The sequence below is a fragment of the Pseudomonas sp. P4_B4 genome, assembly GCF_056402255.1.
Genome location: NZ_JBFUHS010000024.1, coordinates 13,612 through 35,217, shown reverse-complemented (window position 1 = coordinate 35,217; position 21,606 = coordinate 13,612). Strand labels below are relative to the sequence as shown.

20 protein-coding genes and 1 pseudogene are annotated in these 21,606 nt (G+C 58.6%); 11 read left to right on the top strand and 10 right to left on the bottom strand.

Features of this window, described 5'->3' with window-relative positions; translation table 11 throughout:
- Window positions 1-64: 64 nt before the first annotated feature.
- Together AC1DVE_RS22675 and phbB are read right to left on the bottom strand one after the other, a co-directional pair.
- Complete coding sequence (locus AC1DVE_RS22675; RefSeq protein WP_223459043.1) at window positions 65-1,243, bottom strand: acetyl-CoA C-acetyltransferase; 1,179 nt, start codon at window positions 1,241-1,243, stop codon at window positions 65-67.
- Window positions 1,244-1,307: 64 nt separating this feature from the next.
- Window positions 1,308-2,054: an acetoacetyl-CoA reductase gene (gene phbB / locus AC1DVE_RS22670; RefSeq protein WP_223459041.1), complete on the bottom strand. Its 747-nt coding sequence runs from the start codon at window positions 2,052-2,054 to the stop codon at window positions 1,308-1,310.
- A gap of 273 nt (window positions 2,055-2,327) precedes the next feature.
- On the opposite strand from phbB, the gene AC1DVE_RS22665 reads away from it, so the two are divergent.
- The gene (locus AC1DVE_RS22665) at window positions 2,328-3,443 is read left to right on the top strand and encodes an AraC family transcriptional regulator (RefSeq protein ID WP_317848710.1); all 1,116 of its coding nucleotides are present in this window, start codon (window positions 2,328-2,330) and stop codon (window positions 3,441-3,443) included.
- Between the two features lie 14 nt (window positions 3,444-3,457).
- Here AC1DVE_RS22665 and AC1DVE_RS22660 read toward each other — a convergent pair whose 3' ends face one another.
- Complete coding sequence (locus AC1DVE_RS22660; RefSeq protein ID WP_223543092.1) at window positions 3,458-5,881, bottom strand: DUF3141 domain-containing protein; 2,424 nt, start codon at window positions 5,879-5,881, stop codon at window positions 3,458-3,460.
- 250 nt (window positions 5,882-6,131) lie between these two features.
- Between AC1DVE_RS22660 and phaP the strand changes: the two genes are divergently transcribed.
- The gene (gene phaP, locus AC1DVE_RS22655) at window positions 6,132-6,695 is read left to right on the top strand and encodes a TIGR01841 family phasin (RefSeq protein ID WP_223459035.1); all 564 of its coding nucleotides are present in this window, start codon (window positions 6,132-6,134) and stop codon (window positions 6,693-6,695) included.
- Between the two features lie 35 nt (window positions 6,696-6,730).
- On the opposite strand, the gene phaR is transcribed toward phaP, so the two are convergent.
- Both phaR and AC1DVE_RS22645 read right to left on the bottom strand, forming a co-directional pair.
- Window positions 6,731-7,264, bottom strand: coding sequence for a polyhydroxyalkanoate synthesis repressor PhaR (gene phaR / locus AC1DVE_RS22650; protein WP_223459033.1), 534 nt, complete (start codon window positions 7,262-7,264; stop codon window positions 6,731-6,733).
- A 59-nt stretch (window positions 7,265-7,323) separates the two neighbouring features.
- Window positions 7,324-7,530, bottom strand: a pseudogene (locus AC1DVE_RS22645) (helix-turn-helix domain-containing protein); the annotation flags it as partial.
- A 423-nt stretch (window positions 7,531-7,953) separates the two neighbouring features.
- Here AC1DVE_RS22645 and AC1DVE_RS22640 point away from each other — a divergent pair.
- The 5 genes from AC1DVE_RS22640 to AC1DVE_RS22620 all read left to right on the top strand — a co-directional run bounded on the left by AC1DVE_RS22640 (window position 7,954) and on the right by AC1DVE_RS22620 (window position 10,629).
- Entirely contained in the window at window positions 7,954-9,297 is a 1,344-nt protein-coding gene (locus tag AC1DVE_RS22640; RefSeq protein ID WP_477784194.1) for a serine hydrolase domain-containing protein, read from the top strand.
- Entirely contained in the window at window positions 9,294-9,614 is a 321-nt protein-coding gene (locus AC1DVE_RS22635) for a YbjQ family protein (protein WP_223459029.1), read from the top strand. Before AC1DVE_RS22640 ends, AC1DVE_RS22635 begins: the two co-directional genes overlap by 4 nt.
- Window positions 9,615-9,760: 146 nt before the next feature.
- Window positions 9,761-9,949, top strand: a complete 189-nt coding sequence (locus tag AC1DVE_RS22630; protein ID WP_223459071.1) for a hypothetical protein — start codon at window positions 9,761-9,763, stop codon at window positions 9,947-9,949.
- Between the two features lie 40 nt (window positions 9,950-9,989).
- Window positions 9,990-10,250, top strand: coding sequence for a hypothetical protein (locus AC1DVE_RS22625; RefSeq protein ID WP_223459027.1), 261 nt, complete (start codon window positions 9,990-9,992; stop codon window positions 10,248-10,250).
- Window positions 10,251-10,260: 10 nt separating this feature from the next.
- A complete protein-coding gene (locus AC1DVE_RS22620) occupies window positions 10,261-10,629 on the top strand; it encodes a hypothetical protein (RefSeq protein WP_007988063.1) in 369 nt (122 codons plus the stop codon).
- A 341-nt stretch (window positions 10,630-10,970) separates the two neighbouring features.
- On the opposite strand, the gene AC1DVE_RS22615 is transcribed toward AC1DVE_RS22620, so the two are convergent.
- Window positions 10,971-11,507, bottom strand: a complete 537-nt coding sequence (locus AC1DVE_RS22615) for a hypothetical protein (RefSeq protein ID WP_477784193.1) — start codon at window positions 11,505-11,507, stop codon at window positions 10,971-10,973.
- 339 nt (window positions 11,508-11,846) lie between these two features.
- Here AC1DVE_RS22615 and AC1DVE_RS22610 point away from each other — a divergent pair, with 339 nt between their 5' ends.
- Together AC1DVE_RS22610 and AC1DVE_RS22605 are read left to right on the top strand one after the other, a co-directional pair.
- Window positions 11,847-12,314, top strand: a complete 468-nt coding sequence (locus AC1DVE_RS22610; protein ID WP_223535448.1) for a glycine zipper domain-containing protein — start codon at window positions 11,847-11,849, stop codon at window positions 12,312-12,314.
- A 16-nt stretch (window positions 12,315-12,330) separates the two neighbouring features.
- Window positions 12,331-12,513, top strand: a complete 183-nt coding sequence (locus AC1DVE_RS22605; RefSeq protein WP_046042925.1) for a hypothetical protein — start codon at window positions 12,331-12,333, stop codon at window positions 12,511-12,513.
- A gap of 30 nt (window positions 12,514-12,543) precedes the next feature.
- Here the strand turns inward: AC1DVE_RS22605 and AC1DVE_RS22600 are convergent, their stop codons facing one another.
- Window positions 12,544-15,900: an RHS repeat-associated core domain-containing protein gene (locus AC1DVE_RS22600; RefSeq protein ID WP_317850331.1), complete on the bottom strand. Its 3,357-nt coding sequence runs from the start codon at window positions 15,898-15,900 to the stop codon at window positions 12,544-12,546.
- Window positions 15,901-16,148: 248 nt separating this feature from the next.
- On the opposite strand from AC1DVE_RS22600, the gene AC1DVE_RS22595 reads away from it, so the two are divergent.
- Window positions 16,149-16,844, top strand: a complete 696-nt coding sequence (locus AC1DVE_RS22595) for an HAD-IA family hydrolase (RefSeq protein ID WP_223543090.1) — start codon at window positions 16,149-16,151, stop codon at window positions 16,842-16,844.
- Window positions 16,845-16,984: 140 nt separating this feature from the next.
- Here AC1DVE_RS22595 and AC1DVE_RS22590 read toward each other — a convergent pair whose 3' ends face one another.
- Window positions 16,985-17,731 (bottom strand): 3-oxoacyl-ACP reductase family protein, encoded by a 747-nt coding sequence (locus AC1DVE_RS22590; protein ID WP_223459018.1) that lies wholly within the window; start codon window positions 17,729-17,731, stop codon window positions 16,985-16,987.
- A 124-nt stretch (window positions 17,732-17,855) separates the two neighbouring features.
- Here AC1DVE_RS22590 and AC1DVE_RS22585 point away from each other — a divergent pair, with 124 nt between their 5' ends.
- A complete protein-coding gene (locus AC1DVE_RS22585) occupies window positions 17,856-18,779 on the top strand; it encodes a LysR family transcriptional regulator (protein WP_223532870.1) in 924 nt (307 codons plus the stop codon).
- Window positions 18,780-18,912: 133 nt separating this feature from the next.
- On the opposite strand, the gene AC1DVE_RS22580 is transcribed toward AC1DVE_RS22585, so the two are convergent.
- Together AC1DVE_RS22580 and AC1DVE_RS22575 are read right to left on the bottom strand one after the other, a co-directional pair.
- A complete protein-coding gene (locus tag AC1DVE_RS22580; protein ID WP_223459014.1) occupies window positions 18,913-19,641 on the bottom strand; it encodes an aspartate/glutamate racemase family protein in 729 nt (242 codons plus the stop codon).
- Window positions 19,642-19,697: 56 nt separating this feature from the next.
- Window positions 19,698-21,239, bottom strand: a complete 1,542-nt coding sequence (locus AC1DVE_RS22575; protein WP_223543089.1) for an NCS1 family nucleobase:cation symporter-1 — start codon at window positions 21,237-21,239, stop codon at window positions 19,698-19,700.
- Window positions 21,240-21,606 lie beyond the last annotated feature (367 nt).

The following is a 21,606-nucleotide window of genomic DNA, read 5'->3' as shown; positions in this document are numbered from 1 at the left end:
ACGCCAATCTGATGCGCGGAACAAGGGTCCCAAGTCCGCGCATGGGCTACTCAGATGCCGTTGGTTAGCGCTCGATAGCCAGGCCGACGCCTTGTCCGCCGCCGATGCACAAAGTGGCCAGCCCCTTCTTGCCGTCGCGACGGATCAGTTCGTGCACCAGCGACACCAGAATCCGTGCCCCCGATGCGCCGATCGGATGGCCAAGGGCGATCGCGCCGCCGTTGACGTTGACTTTGCTGGTGTCCCAACCCATCTCTTTGCCAACCGCCAGCGCCTGGGCGGCGAAGGCTTCATTGGCTTCGATCAGGTCCAGGTCCTCGACGCTCCAGCCGGCCTTTTGCAGGGTCAGGCGTGTAGCCGGGACCGGGCCGATGCCCATGATCGACGGGTCCACACCGGCGCTGGCATAGGCTTTGATCCGTGCCAGTACCGGAAGGCCGAGCGATTGTGCTTTAGCGGCGCTGGCCAGCAACAGCACGGCCGCACCATCGTTGAGGGTCGAAGCGTTGCCGGCGGTCACGCTGCCGTCTTTCTGGAATGCTGGTTTGAGTTTCGCCAAGGCTTGCGCAGTGCTGTCGATACGCGGCTGTTCGTCGGTGTCGAAGACCAGCGGTTCGCCCTTGCGCTGAGGAATCAGGATCGGGGTGATTTCGCTCTGGAAACGCCCGCCCTCAATGGCTGCGGCGGCCTTCTGTTGCGAGGCGGCAGCGAAGGTATCCTGTGCTTCACGAGAGATCTCGTACTTCTGCGCCAGATTCTCGGCGGTGATACCCATGTGATAGTCGTTGAAGGCGTCCCACAGGCCATCCTGGATCATGCTGTCTTGCAGTTGTGCATGGCCCATACGCAGGCCGGTGCGTGCCTTGGGCAGAACATAGGGGGCCAGACTCATATTTTCCTGGCCGCCAGCGATTACCAGTTCCGCGTCGCCGCAACGGATTGCCTGGACGGCGAGATGGACCGCCTTGAGGCCGGAGCCGCAGACCTTGTTCAAGGTCAGGGCAGGGGTGGTGTGTGGCAAACCGGCTTTGATCGCTGTCTGGCGTGCCGGGTTTTGCCCAGCGCCGGCAGTGAGTACCTGGCCGAGGATCACTTCATCAATTTGAGCAGCATCGATACCCGTCTGCTCCAGCAAGCGGCGAATCACTGCGGCACCCAGTTCGGTCGCGGGAATTGCAGACAAAGCACCCTGGAAACTGCCAATGGCGGTACGAGTAGCGGCAACGATTACGACTTCGTTCATGCGTGACCTCATCGAAAAGACAAAATTCGTCGAGCAAACCAGGGCATTCCTGCCCTGATCGGGGTTATTGCATGTTCATGCCGCCGTTTACCGAGAAATCGGCACCGGTGCTGTAGGCAGACTCATCGGAAGCCAGCCAGGCCACGATAGAGGCGATCTCTTCGGGTTGGCCAAGGCGACCGACCGGAGTTGCAGCGATCATGCCTTCGAGAATGTCCGGGCGAATTGCCGCGGTCATGGAGGTCTGGATGTAGCCTGGGGATACGGTATTGACGGTCACGCCCTTGCCGGAGACTTCCCGGGCCAGTGCCATGGTGAAACCATGGATGCCAGCCTTGGCGGCGGAGTAGTTGGTCTGGCCGAACTGGCCACGCTGACCGTTGATCGAGGAGATATTGATGATCCGCCCCCAGCCTTTGGACAACATGCCTTCAATGACCTGCTTGGTGGTGTTGAACAAGCCCGTCAGGTTAGTCCCGATCACGCTGTTCCAGTCTTCCGGGGTGAGCTTGCGAAAAGACGCGTCGCGGGTGATGCCGGCGTTGTTGACCAGCACATCGATCGGGCCGAATTGTTCACGAGCTATCTCGAAAGCCTTGCGGGTTGACTCCCAATCGGTGACGTCACCATAGATGAACTCGAATTCATAACCCGCCTCCAGTTGGCTGGCACGCCAGTCGTTCTTGCGGCTGGAATCAGAGCTGCAGCCGACGATTACCTTGAATCCTTCCTTGTATAGACGTTGGCTGATTGCCGTACCGATACCGCCCATACCACCCGTTACCAAAGCAATGCGACTACGCGATTCCATACATCTACTCCATTTTTTTTTGCGCTGCAGGAGAGAAGATTGTTCGATATCGACGGGCCGTGCGGAAGTGTTTGAAGGTGACGTTCTCCTGTCCATCGGTGCCACACGGGTGTTTTGGCCTGCTGGCAAAAAAATGAGGAGCACCCATACTGGGATCAACTCTTAAAACTCAATGGATAGTTAATATTACTGAAACACTGTTGAAATATGTTCAGCGCATGTCAGTATCGGCTCCGGACAGGATGTTCGGTTCCATTGGTCATTGAGGACGCCATGTATAGAATGAGTTCAGGTTATGCCAGCATGCTGGCGAATACGTTTTTGGCCCAAGGACTGGACCTTGCCGGTTTGTGCCAGGAGGCGGGACTGGATGTCGAGTTCGTGGGTAAACCAGGAGCATTCTGCGAGCGAAGCGTTATCTATCGTCTTTGGGACCTGGCTGCTCAGGCTTCGGATGATCTGAATATCGGTTTGAAAGCCTACGGGGAATTCCATCCCAGTAGTTTTCAGATCGTGGGCTACACGATGATGTCCAGTTCGAATCTGAAAAGGGCGCTTGAACGTCTGGTTCGTTTCAGCCCGTTGATTGGTACCGGATTCAGCCTTTTCCTTGTCCAGGAGCAGCAGCATTACCGATTGGCCAGTCTCGATCATCAGCAACATGGCTCGGTCAAACCCCGGCAATACACGGATGCAGCCTTGGCTTCGCTGCTGGGTTTCTGCCATTGGCTGGCAGGTGGCAAGTCACCGCAACCGTTGAGTGTGGAGTTCACTTATCCCGAACCTGAAGACACGTCGGAGCATCAGCGGCTTTTTGGCTGTCCGCTGAGTTTCGGGGCGGCATATGACAGCATCTTGTTCGATGGCCAGGAGCTTCTGAGTCCGTTGAGCATGGCCAACGAGGCGTTGGCCACACTCCATGACAGTTTTGCCGAGGCTCAATTGGACCTGTTGTCCGGTTACTTTATCGTTGGCAGGATTCGCGCGCTGATTACCGAGCGCTTGAGCCAGGGGCAAGGCCAAGGGCAATGTGATATGGAATCGATTGCGGCGGCACTGAATATCAGCAAGCGAACGCTTCAACGAGGCCTTGAGAAGGATGGCACGCAATTCAAGGACGTCCTGAACGATGTGCGCCGGCAGATGGCTGACTTCTATTTGCGCCATTCTCATTTCAACATGAAGCATGTGACTTCCCTGCTCGGCTTCCATGATCACAGCAGCTTCCATAAGGCATGCATCCGTTGGTTCGGTATGACCCCCGGTCAGTATCGAACCGACGAGTTGTCGCCTGTGGTCGAAAAAGTCGCGCGGGTCCGATCCATGAACCCCATCGGTCTGTACAGAGATCATAAGGTCGCAGGCTTCGCCGAACGGATGCACCGCTAATCCCTTGTGAAGTGTCATTGAGGCTTGGGACCTGTTGTACCTTTGCTCGCTTTGCGCTTCGGGGCTTTAACTACGATGGCGGGAGCGGGCAGTGGTGTGATCTGCGGCGACGGAGATGGCTCCGAAGGGGTCTCCTGCGGGATGACAACTGTTTCACTGGGTGGTTGGGTCAGGCTGAAGCCCGGCAGGGGGACTTCGAGCAACGCGTGCAGTTCACACCAGAATTCGCCTTCAGCTCCAACGGTCGCTAGCAGTTCAGGCATCAATTGCCCAACGGCTGTCAGGACCTGTTGGCGTTCCTTTGCCTCAGGTAGCAACAAGGGCAGGCTGCGCAAGCTTTCTTGCGGGTGGGCGAAAACCAGCAGGTTCTGCAATCGGATGGCTTCGCGCAGGGCAGTGGGCTCATTGCTGTAGTCCTGGACCAGCAGGTGCACCTGCTGGACCAGCTTCTCGATGCTTTCCTTGCCCGCCTTGTCGCTGTCGCGGCCCAGCAAAAACAGAATCCGCACCAATGCTTCCAGGGGGCCGCCATGAGGCAGCGCATCCTGCAGGCGTTCGATCAGGGCCTGGTCCAGCTGGTCGGCATGTGCCTGGAGATTTCGCACAGGCTTGTTGCTGGTGAGGGCACTCAGTGCGCCGTAAATACCGTAAAAACACAGCTCCTGAGTGGCGTCACGCACATCGCGATAAGCATTCAGGGCGTCTTGCATCTGGTTGGAAAACAACGCTTGCCAGGCCAGCAACGGGTTGTCTTTGCGTGCAGGATGACGATCACTGCTCACTTGGGAGGCGGTCCCGGCTAACCACCACAGCGCCGGATTCAGGCTGCTCCATAGCACTTGCTGCTGATTAAAGGGGTGCGTCCTGCGTATCAATTCGGCAATGGGCTCGTTGACTATCTGACGCAGCCACGGACGTATGAACCCGTCGTAAAACGCGCTGTTGATTTCAGAGGCGCGCTCCACCAGAGAGAATTCGCGATCGTCATCACGGGCCGGCTCGACGTCATCATGGATATCGGCGATTCGCCTTGATTCGAAGCGCACTCGGTATTGCATGTCATCGCTACCTGAGGAGGTTGGCAGATCGTCAATCAGCATTTCATACAGTCCCGCCGGCAGCGCCTTGATGGTTTCGACCGCGCCGAGCATCCCACGGTGTTCGCGCCGCGCCACTTTGCCGGAAACAAAAATACCTAGATGGCCGATGCTGGCGTGCCGCAGGTAGACGATGGTACGTCCTGCGTCATGCAAAGCGAGATCGCTGGGATAGGCATCGGCGATCCAGTTCATTGCCTGCTGCGGGGGGGTGATGTTGTCTCCGTAGGAGCAAAATACCACCACCGGTGCTTCGATACGTTTCAGGTCAATGCCGGTGCTCTTGCGGCCGAGTCCGCCGGACAACTGGTTGCCGATGAAAAGCTGATCGACAATCATCTCGATCTCTTCGCCATTAAGCAGGGTCGGGCTGCCCCACCAGCGTTCGAAGTCGAGGAAGCGCGCAGCCTCGCTGTCGACCTGGCTGAATAACTGGTAGTACTTGCCCCAATAGGTGTTGGCCGGGTCCAGGTTTTCGAAATTGCTGACCAGCCAGGTACCGTCGAAACGGTCATTGCCCAGGTCGCTGCCCAGGCGAGCCATCCAGCCGCCACCCAGCAGGCCACCGGTATAGCGCATCGGATTGCGTCCATTGACACCGGCCCAGTATGACAAGGGGGCACCATTGATAATGATCAATCCCGGCAGTTCCGGTCGTTTTGCCGCCAGTCCCATCAAGGCCCAGCCGGCCTGGCAGTTACCGACGATGATCGGCTTGCTGCTGGTCGGGTGAAGGGCGCTGACGACTTCGATGAACCGGGCCTGGGCTTCGACGATATCGGCCAGGGTTTGTCCAGGCTGTGGTGAGTGACTGAAAGAGATGAAATAGGTGGGGTGGCCGGCTCTGAGGCTTTCACCTAATACCGAATCCTGTTTGAAGCCGCCGATTCCGGAGCCGTGGCCGCCGCGTGGGTCAATGATGATCACCGGCTGGCCGTTGCTGTCGATTCTTTGCTCTGGTCCGGGGAGGATTTGCAGCAGTGAATAGTTGACCGGTCGTGGGAGGTCGGAGCCGGCGATCAGGGTTTCATGATCGAACTTGAGCAGCAGTGGATACCCGGCGCGTTCATGGGCCAGCGTATTGTCGCCGCGCTGGCGCAGGGTGTCCCAGAACAGCAGGCTGCGTTGGCCGAGGTCGGTGAAGTATTCCTGCCAGTCAGTGGGCGTGGGTTGTCTGAGTTGACCCCGCTTCAGGGGCGCGAGAGTTTTTTCCTGGCGCTGGCGCAAAGCATCAAGGACGTTCAGGGTGTTGAGGTGCTGCAGATGACTCAGGTGTTCGAACAGGCCGCGTTGAGAGGAGGCTTTTTCATATTGCGATGCAATAATATCTTCCTGGCCCATGGTGATCTCCTGGCGTTATGCATGAGAAGCAGTTGCCTGCGCCTCTTTAATAAAGAGGGCTTGGCTGGCTGTTCGATGTTAGGAGTCTATAGCGAATAGAGGCAGGAGAAGAAATATTTTTGTGCACCGCACAAAAAATTATTGCTAAACGGATTTGTGCGCTGCAATATTAAGGCTAACGCGATGACCGGCAGGATCGCTATCGCGTCCTCAGGCCCATGTCGGCTTTTCAGAATCAGGAGATTCAAGCATGTCTTTTTTTAACTCGGAAAAATTGCAAGACGCTCAGAAAGCCAACCTAGACCTCCTGCAGCAAATCAGCGGCAAAATCTTCTCCAGTGTTGAACAGTTCAGCCAATTGCAGTTCAAGACATTGCAGGCCTCCACCGAGGAGCAGTTCGACGGCTTTCGCAAGCTGCTGGCAGTCCGTGATCTACAAGGACTCGCTGAGCTCCAGACTTCTTTCACCCAGCCAAATGTGCAAGCCGAACGCCTGGCTGAGTTCAATCGCCAAGTGCAAGCGTTGATTGTCGGCACTCACTCGGAAATCGCCAAACTGACCTCGCGTCAGGTCGAGGTGGGCACCCAGCAGGTGCAAGAGTTCGTTGAAGTGATCAGCAAGAATGCACCGGCTGGCTCCGAGCCTGTTGTGGCCGCGTTCAAGTCGTCGCTGGCGAATGCCGGTACCGTTTTTGAAAGCGCACAGAACGCCGTAAAACAGGCTGCTGACGTTGCCCAGAGCGGTTTTGACGCAGCGACCGCCGCAGCCGGCAAAACCGCTCCTGGTGCCAAGGCTACAAGCGGTAACAAGTAAGTCACATTAGAGCGGTTACACTGATGGCGATGGGTTTACTCCCCATCGCCATTTTTTTTCGGCCCGCCACCGGCACCTGGCTTGCCTGGTGGCATGCCGCCGAACAGGCCGAAGAGGTTCTGAGTGTTCAGGTAGAGGTTTTTTGACTGGTCGACATACTGGCGCATCAAATCCTGCATGACCGGTGCTTGCTGGTGCATGAACTTGCTCCAGGCTTCAGAGGACTGAGCGCCGGTCTGGGACTGGATGTCGATGACCGTCTGGATGCTTTTATCCAGGTAGCTGCCGAGGACACTCTGGTAGGGACCGTAGAACTGGATAATCCCCATGAGCATCTCACTGGAGAATATCGGCTCACCGCCACTTTCGGCTTCCAGAATGACCTGCAGCAAAATACTTCGGGTCAGATCCTCGCCAGTCTTGGCGTCGACCACCTCGAACGGGATTTTATCGACGACCAATTGGCGTATATCCGCAAGGGTCAAATGACTGCTGGTGTGCGTGTCATACAGACGGCGATTCGGGTACTTCTTGATCAGATGGGTGGTGTTCCGACTGTTATCTGTCATGCGGGGCTACTCACAGCAAGCCTGATTTGCAGGCATCTTATCTTACTCTGACCACTGCCACTCCAATGCGTCGCCTCACGCGGCACGCGCTGGGTGGTCAGCGTAAGAACTTTCTTCATCTTTTTAGTGCTGAGCTTGCGAGGCTGGCCACTTCTAGGCAGGTTCGTTCAATCCCTCAAGACCCGCCTCCGGATAGCGCTTTCGCCATTTGAACACCACAGGTTCTGAGATCTGGGCTGATTGCTGATGTCTCTGGGCGTTAATCCAACACCCTGTGCACCTGTTCCTGCGTTGGCGAAGCAAAACTGAGCAAACAGGGCGCGCTTCTGTGATCGCCACATAGGTTAGCGTGGGGGGAGGGTGATGTCTGGCCAAACACCATCGCCTTCGTTCGTCCTTTCGGTCGCGGTAGGAATGGCACCCCCAGCACAGGCGACATCCCGATCGACGGTGACTTTACGCACTTTGAGTTGCCGCTCAGCGTGACTATGCTCAGGACCAATCGCCAGTAGTCTTTTTTGTGGGGATGCGCCATGGGACAAAACCCCTGGTTTCGAAAGAAGCCAGGGGTTTTGTGTTTTTGGAGTTTGAATTTCGGCAAATAAGAGACAAGAGCATCTACCGTACAAGCGGTAATCAAGCCAATCCGGCTGTTAGACTGCTCAAACTCTTCGAACGGAATCGACATCATGCTCCATCCTCCCGCCAGCTTTCGCGGCGCAGCCAAGCTCATCGCGGCTGTGTCGATAGTTGCCATGTCATCACTGGCCCTCGCATCCGCCCCTGCAACTTTTCCCGACGCTGAAGCCAGTGATCCGGCCAAACTCGGCTGGATGGCAGGTTCGCCACCCCCCGCTGATCGCACCGTGCGTTTTGAAGACGGCAGCTATTTCCAGTTTCCGGCAATGCGCTGGAGCGTTTCGAATTTCCGGCAACTGATGCCGACGATCAACGTTTCACGCGGCCTGGGTGCTCCGGTTCCACTGGAGATAGCACTACGCAAAGATATCGACGGGATCAGTTTTGTCCCCCTTGGCGCCAAGGCGCCGATGACCTGGGAGCAATCCCACGCGGCCACTTACACCGATGGCATTGTGGTGATGCACCGCGGGAAAGTTGTCTACGAACGTTACTTCGGCGTGTTGAAGCCGGACGGCCAGCACGCCGCGATGTCTGTGACCAAGTCTGTGATCGGCACGCTGGGCGCCATGTTGGTGGCGCAGGGGCGCATCGATACTGACAAGCGGGTTGCCGAATATGTGCCGGAGCTGACGGATTCTGCGTTTGGGAGTGCGACAGTGCGGCAGGTACTCGACATGACCACGGGCCTCAAATACAGCGAAGACTACGCGAATCCGGATGCCGAAGTCTGGGCCCATGCCAAGGCAGGTAACCCGTTGCCCAAACCCAAGGGTTATGACGGCCCTCGCAGTTACTACGAGTTTTTGCAGACGGTGCAACCGCAAGGTGAGCACGGCAAAGCGTTTGCCTACAAGACCGTCAACACCGACGTGTTGGGCTGGGTCATTGCCCGTGCTACCGGTCGCAATGTTGCACAACTGCTGTCGGAGAACATCTGGAGCCGGTTGGGTGCCGAACAGGACGCCTATTTCACCGTGGACTCCATCGGCACGCCGTTTGCCGGTGGTGGCCTGAATACGGGGTTGCGGGATCTGGCTCGTTTTGGCGAGATGCTGCGTAACGGCGGTCGGTTCAACGGTCAGCAGATCGTGCCGCAGGCAGTGATCGACGATATCCGTGGCGGCGGTGATAAACAGGCTTTCGCCAAGGCGGGATACACATTGCTCAAAGACTGGAGTTACCGGTCGATGTGGTGGGTGACGGGCAAGGAGGGCGGGGCGTTCATGGCGCGTGGGGTCCATGGGCAGCGTATCTATGTCGACCCGAAGGCCGAAATGGTCATCGTCCGCTACGCATCCCATCCGGTGGCCAGCAACTCGGCCAATGATCCCGTCACTTTGCCGGCGTTTGATGCACTGGCTGAATTTCTGAACAGGAAGGAACACCCATGATCACCACCACAACCCACTCCATTGAGGGTCGGCAAATTACCGCCTATCTGGATATCGTCAGCGCCGAGTCGGTGCAAGGGATCAACGTTGTCCGCGACGTGTTTGCCGGGATGCGCGACTTTTTCGGTGGGCGCTCCCAGACTCTGGAGCGAGCGTTGAAGGAAGCACGCATTCAGGCCACCGAAGAGATCAAGGAGCGGGCGCAGGCGCTTCAGGCGGACGCGGTAGTCGGGCTTGATTATGAGATCAGCATGCCGGCCGGCAAGGGTGGGATGGTCGTGGTGTTTGTGACGGGGACTGCGGTCAAGTTGCGGTGAAAGGTGAGAAGCCATTCGTCGGTCACGGGGAAATCCGAACGGCAGGTCCGTTAGTGACCGGCTAGTCTCAAAAACCTTGGCGATCGATATTTCTCCAGGCAAAGGGCTTGCCGATGTCGATCGCGCGTGTTGAAAGGGGTGAAGAGATGGCTGATCCGTATATCGAGGACGATGGCGCAGAATTTCCGATCAACAATTCCGTGCGGTGTGGTCAGACCCAGTATGTGGCCAGTTTCGGCGAGGACCAGACTGAGGTCGACAAGATCAAGACCAGGGCGTGCCGGGCATTGAAGGGCAAATTTTTACCCAAGGTGACAGCGCCGGTCAGGAAGTAACCGAACGTTAGGCAGACCCCGTTATAGAGCGGGTTTTTTCATGTCTGAAAAGTTTTATGACAATTTTTTAAAGATGCTGATCTTTCACAAACTTTTCACAGATCCCTCCGTAATCTCGACTCATCCGTTAGAAAGCAACACCTGGCCCGTTTCCCCAGCGGGCTTTTTTTTGTCCGTCATAAAACCTTTTTCAAAAATGCTGTCCAACCGTCGCCAATCGCGAAGTTGGACCGGCGTGCTGGACTTTATCCGCGCAAAAGCATTCAATCTCGCCCCCTTTTTGTGTACCCCTATTTTTTGAGGTTTTTGTCATGCGTTTAACACTGCCTGCTCTGGTTCTGGGGCTTCTGGTTGCTCAAGGTGCAATGGCTGGTGACGGCACTGCCGCGCTGGGCGGTGGCTTGGGCGGCGCGTTGGGTAACGTGGTCGGCCAGAAAATGGGCGGCAGCACTGGCGCAGCGATTGGTGCGGGCGTGGCTGGCGCGGCGGGCAGCGCAGTTGCCGCCAAAAAAGGTCATCGCACCAGCGCTGCTATCGGTGGCGGTGTCGGCGCGGCCGGTGGTTCGGTGATCGGCAATAGCCTTGGCGGCAAGTCCGGTGCCACTATCGGTGCAGGCCTGGGCGGTGCATTGGGTGGCGGCGTAGGCAGCAACCTGGCCAATGGTCACAAGCGTCACTGATCCTGATTGAGCATTTAAAAGAGCCCGGCCATCGTGACTTATACCCTAAAGGTACATAGTTCTGAGAGCGGGGCCCAAAGGTCTAGCAGATGTCGGCTTTCGAGCATCATATCCTTTCGATGTAGAAATACATCGTAAGACATCGCTACTCCTGAGCGCCGATGGCAACGTCGGCGCTTTTTTATGCATGGTCCACATTCCTAGTCATAGCCCTGACCCCTACTTGGGGTTGTGCCGAGATATGGCAAAAATTAGGACATTCGCTCTATAACACAATGAATTACAAGGTAATTTTTAGATTATTACTTTCTGCTCACCCGCCGTTTGGCTAGATGTCTACTTCAGCGCCAAGGCCAGGCCGGGGTCCATGGCTTACTATAATTTAGTGTAGGGGGACCGTCGGAGGTGGCGCTATGCGTATCTTCAAGCAACTCCTGCTCTTGGTCGCGGGGCTTCTGGCAAGCAGCCTCTCCCTGGAGGCAATCAGCGGTGGCGGCCTCGGTCAAAATCCTCACCCGGCCGTTCTGGTCAGTGGGCAGCCACAGCAATGCGGGCAATTCCACCATTTCCACGGGGGCCCGTTTCATATGGAAAACCGGCATTTCGTGCCAATGCACAACCGGCATTTCGTACCAATGCACAATCGGCATTTCGTGCCAATGCACAACCGGCATTTCGTACCAATGGATAACCGGCACTTCATACCGATCCACCGGATGAACAGCTTCGAGGTGATCAGAGGGTCCGGGTTCAGCGATCAGCCCTTCGGTTCCAGGCACGTTCACTTTGTGCGCCAGTTCGATCCGCGGACGGGGCAGTTTCTGATTCGGGAATTTGTCTGGTGAAGCATGCCGCTCCAGAGAACTGAGCAGCAACAACTCACACCATCCGTTCCTGGCGCAATACCTCACCCATGGCTTGCAACGCCCAGGTCAGGTGCTGGCGCCCATCCGCTGGGCATTGGGCAATAACAAATTTCGACCATTTAGCGCTCAGATTTTGATTACATACGAAGCTGGATCACGGTATAGCTTTCGCAATGGCCAGACAAAAAAATACCCCTCGGAGAGGGGTATTGAAGCAGGAATGTTAATAAGCCCATTAACTATGTATTCCCAAGCGTGGGGAATAACTTGATGCCGGGCTTTTTCATATATGAACGTTTCACGCCGCAGCAGCTCAAATCTTCCAAACCCCTGAAAAATGTGAGGCGTGCCATGAACCCAAAAACCAACGGCAAGAAAACCGCAAGCCTGAGTGCTCGACGATTGATGTTGCCTGCGATTATTTTTGGATGGCTGGTCTCTCAGGCGGCGCTGGCGGGAGGTAATGGAGATGCCGCCGTGGGCGGTGGTCTTGGTGGGGTGTTGGGCAATGTTGTCGGTGGCCAGGTGGGTGGCAGCACGGGGGCAGCGATTGGCGCGGGTGTCGGCGGAGCGGCCGGTAGCGCCATTGCCGCACCCAAGCACAGTCGCACCGAGGCGGCGGTAGGCGGTGGTTTGGGCGCGGCGGGTGGATCGGTGGTCGGCAACAGTCTTGGCGGTTCGACCGGATCGGCCATCGGTGCCGGTCTTGGCGGTGCAGCCGGCGGTGCGGTCGGCAATGATCTGGGGAGTGACAGCGGTCATTCCCATTCCGGTAACGGTTATAAACACTCGAACAAGCACCACAAAAAGCATCACTAGTTGAGCGAGGCATCCCATGACTGCGAAAAGCGAAGGCAAGGAAGAAAAGGGCCCGAGCGGACTGCCATCTATCAACGATCCCGGCAATGAAGATCCGGGATCGCTGATGGATGATGCGACAGTGCCGCTAAATGACGCTGATGATGCGGGCGATGTGGGGAATATCGAGTTTGAAGATGAGGAAGAGGACGAAGATTGATCGAGTCGTGTTGGTGGATTGACCGGTTGTCTAGCTGATCGAGCGTGTCCATCGCCCGGTCCTCGATATGTAGTGGTCTGAGTCTGCGTGATGTAAGTATTGGTTTGGAGGTTTTGGAGAGGGCACATTGGGCTCACCCTCATCAACCTTTGCCTCACCCACCCCATCTGGCGCCGAGCCCCCTGCCTTGTTCGCCAGTGGACAGTTCCCGCTCAACCTCATCGGATCCACCCACCCCGTCGGGTTCCGGGTGTACCGATACGGGTTCAACCCTCCGGCCAACTTGACCGGATCCGGTGTCAGATAACGACCGATGTCCGGATGGTAGTAGCGATGCCGGTTGTAGTGCAGGCCGGTCTCAGAGTCAAAGTATTGCCCCGGAAACCGTAGCGGCTGTTCGAGTCGTTCGCCGTCGCCGTGGTTCACTTCGCGGAGTTTGCCGTGGGCGGTGTATTTGGCCGACCAGACGATGGCGCCGCCGTAGCTGGTCAGTTCCTGCGGGGTGCCGAGGTGGTCGAGTTGGTAGTAGAACGGGCAGGTGTCTGCCCGGCCTTTGCCGTCGAGTAGCGCCAGCGGGCGAAAACTGCCGGGTTCGTAGACGTAGCTGCGGTAGTGCCGGGGGCCGCTTTCGGCGATGAGTTGGTCGCCTTGCCAGAAGAATTGCGTGGTCTGGCCATCGACGGTTTTGCCGATGCGCCGGCCGAAGGCGTCGTAGCGATAGCTGACACTTTTACCGTCCGGGGTGCTGATGCCGATCAGGCGGTGCTGGCTGTCGTAGGTGTATTCGGTGATTTTGCTCGGCATACCGCGGCGTTCGCGAATCAGGTTGCCGAAGGCGTCGTAGTCGTAGTGGCTGTCGTAACGGCGGCGCAGACGGTTGCCCTGGAGCACGCACGGGCCGGGGCGGTCGTGGATCAGCAGGTTGCCGGCCGGGTCGTGGGTGAAGTTCTCCGCGAACTGGTCGCGGGCGTGGCGTACGCCGGTCAGGCGGTCGAGTGCATCGTATTGATAGTGGCGTTGACCGTGACGGCTGTCGGCAATCTGCAGGAGATTGCCCTTGGCGCTGTAGGCATACTCGCGGCGGTAAAGCGGTCGTTGCTTTTGGCTGACGGCATGGGCCTGCAAACGGCCCTGCTCGTCGTAGGCATAATCGCTGAGCAGTAGGCCCTGTTGGCGTTGCTGTTCGCGCCCGCCGACAAAACGATGGCTGGTCAGGCGCGTACCGTTGAGGTCGATGGCAGTCAGGGCACCGCCCCGGGCATGGTGGTAATCGAGCACGCAGCCGTCCGGCAGGCGCAGGCGCTTGAGCCGACCGCAGAGGTCGTATCCGTAACGCAGGGTGCTCCAGCCCTGATGCTCGGTGATCAGCCGGTCCTGGGGGTCGTATTCGAACTCCAGCGGATGGTCCTGGCCGTCATCGACGCTGACCAGCCGCCCGAGGCTGTCGTAGCGGTACTCGACCTCGATCCCGTCGGGCAGGGTCTTGAGCAATAAACGTCCGGCGCTGTCGCGTTGGTACAGCGTGACAAGTTGCGAACCGTCGTTGCCAAACTCGGTTTTCTCCAATAACTGGCCATTGCCGTCATAGGCATACGCGGTACGACGGCCATCGAAGCCGGTTTCCTGTCGGATCAATCCGCCTGGCGTGTAGTCCAGCCGGTAGGTATCGCCGACCTCGTTTTCGATTTCGGTGAGCAACAATTGCGCATGGTCATAGCGGTACTTCAGCGCGCGGCCTTCGGGGTTGATCCGGCGGCTGACCAAGGGCAGGTCGTCGGCGTATTCGTAACGGGTCACCCGTCCCAGTTCGTCGGTTTCGGCGGTGACCTGGCCGTTCGCGTTGTAGCGATAGGCGCGGTGGGCGCCGGTGGGCAGCGTGGTCCGGGTCAGTCGGCCCACCGCGTTCCACTTATAACCGGTGATGGCACCGTGTTCGTCCTGCCGGGTAATGCGCCGGCCGAAGGCATCGTAGGAAAAAGTGCGCTGAGCACCGTCCGGCAGGGTCTCCTCCAGCAATTGCCCCAAGGCGTTCCAGACAAACCGGTGACCGCTCTGATCGGGGAAACGGATCGTCAGCAAACGCCCCTGCGGGTCGTAGAAATAGCGGGTGATCTGCCCGTCTGGATCGGTGATGGCAGTGATGTCGCCCTGGGCATTGCGCTGGTAGGTCCACGTCGCCTGACCCTGGGTACGGGTGTGCAGCAAACCGTGGCGATACTCGCAGGACGTGGGCGCCGCATCCGGCGCAAACAGCGCGATCAGCCGACCGACTTCGTCATAATGGTATTCGGTGATGGCGCCGAGGGCGTCCTGCTCGGCGATCAGACGGCCCCGATCGTCATAAGCCTTGTGCTGCTCACCGCCGTCTAGCCCAACCTGGCGCACCAGTCGCGCGCGGTCGTCATGAACGTAAACCTCATCGCTACCGTCGGCGTTGTTCACCGTCACGCAGCCTTGATCGTCCCAGACGTAATGCGCCTCCATCTGCGCAAACGAAGCCCAGTGACGAATGCAGCGGGCGGCTTTGCCGGAGCGTTCCCACGCCCAGAAAAAACTCGCGCCGCCGGCCAGTTGCCGTTGCAGGATGACGTGTTGCTCGTCGTAGTCGTAGCGCTCGCTTTCACCCGCCGCGTTGGTTGCCTCGATCAAACGCTGGCGGGCGTCGTAGCGGTAGCTGGCCAGTGTCTGCTCGGTGCGCCAGGTGGACGCCTCGGGGTCGCTACGCTGAAACACCTGATAGTCGATGGCCACCAGGTGCTTGAGCTCGTAACGCAGCAACAAGGCGCGGTCGGCGCCATTGTCCAGGCGCTGAATCCGGTCAAAGTGGTCCCGCTGCACCGTCAGGCGGTTGCCGTAGGCGTCGCTGATCGCGCTGAGCCGGCCGTTATGAAAGTGGTAGAACAGCGCGCGGTCGCCGGCCAGGGCGAGGATCAGTTCGTCCGGCTCCTCGCCGAGGTAAATCGCCGCCCGCGAGAGGTTGTTGTGGATCATCGGGCGCTCCGCCGTCGGCCGTGGAAAGGACGTGCGGCGGTTTTCGGGGTCGATCCACAGCACCCGCTCGCCGTGGAGTTCCAGGTGCTGGGACAGCGAATGGCTCCAGCCAAAACCGAGGCCGCTGTCGAGCTCGACGGCACTGGTGCGATAGACGCGGCTGAAGTCGAACGGCAAGATCCCGTCGAGGGTGCCGTCGGTGAGTGTCAGCAGTTTTTCGCCGGTTACCATCGACACCGAGCAGTTGTGGGTGGCAGTGCGCTCGACGGTGTCGGCGCTGTCGCCGTTGGGGTTTTTCGCCTGTCTGGACGCGTCGTCATGGTGTTCATGCTTGCCGGAGCGAAGTGTCAGAGGGCCGCTGACGGGGCATGCCAATACCTTTTGGGGATCGAACATCTGCAGTCTTTCGCTTGGCGGAATGTGGAGCGCAAAACTCTGCGGGGGATCGGCAAGGAAAGAAGTCGGGAAAGGTGGCGCTTGCTGTAGGGCGATTCGCTAAATCACGAAGGGCCATTCGGCGTCGATCGGGATTTCCTCGTTGCTCTAAGCCGGCGGCGCTCGCTATGCTGCTGAACCCTTTAATCCATTCGGGCATCGGCTGTACCTGAGCTGCCCGGGATGCCTTGGAAAACGGATCAGATGCAATGAATGCACCACTGAAAGCATTCGGCCCGATCAAGGCCGTGATTTTCGATATGGACGGCTTGTTGCTGGACACAGAGGGCATCTACACCGAAGTCACGTCCATCATTGCCGCGCGTTACGGCCGGACGTTCGACTGGAGCATCAAACAAAACATCATTGGCCGGGGCGCGGGCGATCTGGCGCGCTATGTGGTTGAGGCGCTGGACTTGCCGATTACCGCCGAAGAGTTCCTGGTGATCCGCGATCCGCTGATGCGCGAGCGTTTTCCTACAGCGCAAGCGATGCCCGGCGCACAGGAACTGGTACGGCATCTGAAGGCCAACAACATTCCCATTGCCGTCGGCACCAGTTCTTCGAGCCAGTCGCTCGGCCAGAAAACTACCCTGCATCGCGACTGGTTCGCCTTGTTCGACTTCATCGTCACCGCCGATGACCCCGAGGTGGGCGCGGCTAAACCGGCACCGGATATTTTCCTGGCGGCGGCGCGGCGTCTGGGCGTTGCGCCCGGGGATTGCCTGGTGTTCGAGGATTCGCCCTTTGGTGTCACCGCGGCGAAAGCGGCGGGGATGACGGCGATTGCGATTCCGGATGCGGCAATGGCCGACGTCAGGTACGCACACGCCGATGGCATTCTTCGTACGTTGAAGGCGTTTGTGCCGAGTGCTTTTGGTTTGCCGGCGCTGGAATGGGCCTAGCTAAAAAGACGGGTCGACACTGGCAAATGTGGGAGCGAGCCTGCTCGCGAAAGCGGTGTTTCAGACAACATCAACGTGTCTGATACTCCCTCTTCGCGAGCAGGCTCGCTCCCACGGTTATTGCAGTTGGCTGACACGCATCAGGCGCCGAATCCACCGTCGATGGTCAGGCTGGCTCCCGTGATGTAGCCGGCTTCAGGGCTGACGAGGTAGGCGACGAAGCTGGCGATCTCTTCGGCCTTACCGTAACGGCCAACGGCCATCAATGGGATCAGGCTTTCCGCAAAGTCACCGTTGGCCGGGTTCATGTCGGTGTCGACCGGGCCGGGTTGCACGTTATTGATGGTGATGCCTTGCGGGCCGAGATCACGGGCCAGGCCTTTGGTCAGGCCGACCAGTGCCGACTTGCTCATGGCGTACGGGCCACCACCGGCGAAGGGCATGCGATCGGCGTTGGTGCTGCCGATGTTGATGATGCGTCCGCCTTCGGTCATGTGTTTGGCGGCGGCCTGGGTGGCGATGAATACGCTGCGCACGTTGATGGCCAGGGTCTGGTCGAAGTCCTCCAGTTTGAACTCAGCCAGCGGTGCGACGGCCAATACACCTGCATTGTTGACCAGGATATCCAGGCGACCGAAGGCTTCTACCGTGGCGGATACGGCACCGCGGATGGCGTCGGCGTCGGCGCTGTCGGCCTTGATGGCCAGGGCCTTGCCGCCCTTGGCGGTGATGCTGTCTTGCAGTTCTTCGGCCTTGGCCGTGGAGCTGACATAAGTGAAGGCAACAGTCGCGCCTTCAGCAGCCAGGCGCTTGACGATGGCTGCGCCGATGCCGCGGGAACCACCTTGAATCAATGCCACTTTGCCGCTGAGGTTCTGAGTAGTCATGTCGATCTCCAAGTCCCGAGGCGAGATGTCCCGGTTGATGGAGCCTAGTATCGATTCAGGATTACCTGCTGTGTAGACCATAATTGCGATAGTCTGTGTAAACCAAAAGTTTATAGTGGCGCCTATGGAAACCTTCAGCAGTATCGAATGCTTTGTGCGCAGCGCCGAGGTCGGCAGCTTTGCCGAAGCCGCGCGGCGCCTGAGCCTGACACCGGCGGCGGTGGGCAAGAGCGTCGCCAAGCTCGAGGCGCGTTTGGGCGTCAGACTGTTCCAGCGCAGCACTCGCAGCCTGACCCTGACGGAAGCCGGTCAGTTGTTTCTCGGAGAAGTCAGCGGCAGCCTGCACACGATCCAGAATGCCGTGGCCAATCTTGCCAGCGCCGGAGGGCAGCCGGCGGGCACCTTGAAAGTCAGCATGGGGACGGTATTCGGCTGCTTGTACATTGTGCCGATGCTCGGCGAGTTTCTGCGGCGATTCCCGGCGATCAACCCGGACTGGCATTTCGACAACCGCCAGGTCGATCTGATCGGGCAGGGTTTCGACGCGGCAATCGGCGGTGGCTTCGAATTACCCCAGGGCGTGGTGGCACGCCGGCTGAGTCCGGCGCATCGGGTGTTGGTGGCGACGCAGGACTACCTGGAGACACATGCGACGATCAGCGAGCCGGATGACCTCAAGCACCATGACGGGATTCTGATCCGCTCGCCGCAAACCGGTCGGGTGCGCTCCTGGCAGTTGACTCATCGCAATCAGCAACACAGCCCGTTGACGCTCAAGGCGCGGATGACCATGAGCGATTCCGAGGCCGCCTGCGCCACGGCCGCGCAAGGTCTGGGCATTGCGCTGGTGAGCATGCCGTTTGCCGCGGGCTATCTGGAGTCGAGCAGGTTGCAGCGGGTGTTACCGGACTGGTACATCGATGACGGCTACACCTCCATCTATTACGCCGAACACAAACTGCTGCCGGGTAAGACCCGGGCGTTTGTCGAATTCGTCATTGAGCAGTTTGCCGAGCGGGGGTTGGGGCAGAGGTTTAGTGCGGTTTGAGGCAGGCTCAAGACCGAGGCGCTGCATTCGCGAGCAAGCCCGCTCCCACATTTGATCTGTTGTGAACACAGTATCTGTATTCAACGGAGATCCAGTGTGGGAGCGGGCTTGCTCGCGAAGGGGGCACCGCGGTCTACCGGGCGAACCGCGCCGGCCAGCCAATGATGTTTTTCGGCCGTGGCGTCGCATAAGTCCGCACTTTCGACGTCGACAACCCCAGTCGCACCATGGCCTCGGCAATGGTCACCGCCGCCGTCACCCCATCCACCACCGGTACCCCGGTACGCCGGCGAATCTGCTCGTCCAGCCCGGCCATGCCGCCACAGCCCAGGCAAATCACTTCGGCTTTGTCCTGGGTCACCGCCAGTTCGGCCTGATGCACGATAGCCTCCAGTGCGCGCTGCGGTTCGTGCTCCAGTTCCAGCACGGCCAAACCACTGGCCCGTACCGAGGCGCAACGGTCCCAGAGGCCGGAGAGCTTGAGGCGATCTTCGATCAGCGGCACGGTGCGGTCGAGGGTGGTGACCACGGAATAGGCGTGACCGAGAAACATCGCCGTGCTGGCGGCGGCATCGGTGATGTCCACCACCGGCACATTGAGCAGTTCCTGCAAGCCTTCACGGCCGTGCTCGCCGTAGCCGGCCTGGATCACGGCGTCGTATGGCTGGTCATAGGACATTACCCGGTCCATGACCGCGATGGCTGCCAGGTAACTCTCGAAATTGCCTTCGATGGAGTCGGCGCCGAAGTGCGGGGTGAGGCCGACGATTTCCGTGCCGGGCGACGCGACGGCCTGCGCCGAGCGGGCGATGGCCTGGGTGATGGATTCGGTGGTGTTGACGTTGACCACGAGAATGCGCATGGGAAGTCCTTATTGCAGTTGGTTCTGCGGCCCGACAACGCCGGGCTGCGACAGGATCAGTGGCTGACGTTGTCGACCGCGATGGCTTCGCCGCTGACATCGGTGTAGAGCGGTTGGCGCTTGGCGATGATCAGGTAGAGCATCCCGGCGATGCCGGCACCAATCAGCCAGGAGAACGGCGATACACTGTGAAACCCCGGCACCAGGGCCAGGACGATGGCGATCAACGCTGCAGGAATGAACGCCGCCACGGCGCGCAAATTGACCCCGCGACTGTAGTAATACGCGCCGTTCGGGTCTTCGCTGTACAACTGCGGCACGTTGACCTGGCCTTTTCGCACCAGCCAGTAGTCGACCATGATCACCCCGTACAACGGGCCGAGCAGGGCACCGAGGCCGGACAGGAAATACACGATCACCAGCGGACTGTTGTAGAGGTTCCACGGCAGGATCAGCACGGCGATGGTCGCGCTGATCAGCCCGGCGCGACGGAAGGTCAGGTACTTGGGCGCCAGGTTGCTGAGTACGAACGCCGGGGCGACGAAGTTGGCCATGATGTTCACCGCCACGGTGACGATCAGGAATGCCAGGCAGCCGAGCACCAGGAAGAAGGTATTGGGGATCGAGGCGATGATTTCGGTCGGGCTTTCGATGATCCGGCCATTGATCTGAAATTGCGCGCCGCACAGCAGGACCGTGATGCTGGCGAACACCAGGATATTCACCGGCAAGCCCCAAAAATTTCCGACCTTGATGGTTTTACGGCACGGTGAAGAGCGGGCGAAGTCGCAGAAGTTGAGGATCAAGGTGCCGTAGATCGCCAGCCACAATGCGCCACCGGCAAAGATGTTGCGCCACATCTCACCGCCAGTCAGCGGCTCACGGATCGACCAGGCAATGGTCGCATCGGCCTGGGTGTACATCCACGCGGCGAGGGCGGCGACGGTCAGCAGAATCACCGGGCCGGCAAATGCCTCGTAGCGCCGCACCATCTCCATGCCATAGGCAAGGATCGCCAGTTGCACGAACCAGATCGCGACGAAACACACCCAGCCCAGGGTCGACAGGCCGAGGATCGAGTCGTGGTCGTAGTCGGCGAACCCGGGATGGACCGCCGTCAACAACACGCGAAAAACCACGGACGCAAGGTACGTCTGAATACCGAACCAGGCGATGGCGATAACGGCGCGGATCAACGCAGGAATCTGCGCACCGTGAATACCGAAACTGATCCGGCTGATGACCGGAAACGGCACCCCGGTTTTCTGGCCCATGTAGCCAGACAGGTTCATGAAGAAGTAAACCAGCGCCGCACCGATCCCCAGGGACAGCAGGATCTGCCAGCCACCCAGACCCAAAGCGTACAGACCGATGGCAAACGAGTAGTTGGCAATGTTGTGAACGTCGTTGGTCCACAGGGCAAAGATGCTGTAGCGGCCCCAGCGCCGACCTTCGGACTTGGTCGGTGCCAGGTCCTTGTTGTGCAGTCGGGGGCTGAGCACCACGGGGGTGTGATGCGCCTGATTCTCGGCGGTGTGGGTGGTATGGGAAGAGGGTAGATCCAGCTCGATGTTGTTATTAGAGAGACTAGTACGCATTCCGGCAGGCTCCTGATGCTCGACGCCGCGATGACTGTGCATGAGCGTTGGCTCGACAAATCTTCGTCGCGGGTGGCGAATATCATTGGTTACGGGGCATCTGCAGCCTGTACGGGATAGGGCGCTTCAGGCTTGCGGATCTAAAGTGTGTGTATGTTTTGATTTGATTGTATACAAAACATGTATGCACTAAAGCCAGATCTGTGCCAGTCGCGATTCTATAAAAACCAGTGCTCATTTCGTTTTGTTATCGATAACGGATAACTGACTGAAAAATAGAAAATTTAAATTGACCGATTGAACAGGTATTTATTTTTGGAGAAGGGATGCAGGCGAGGTGACGGGAAAGGAGATGTAACTTTTTGGG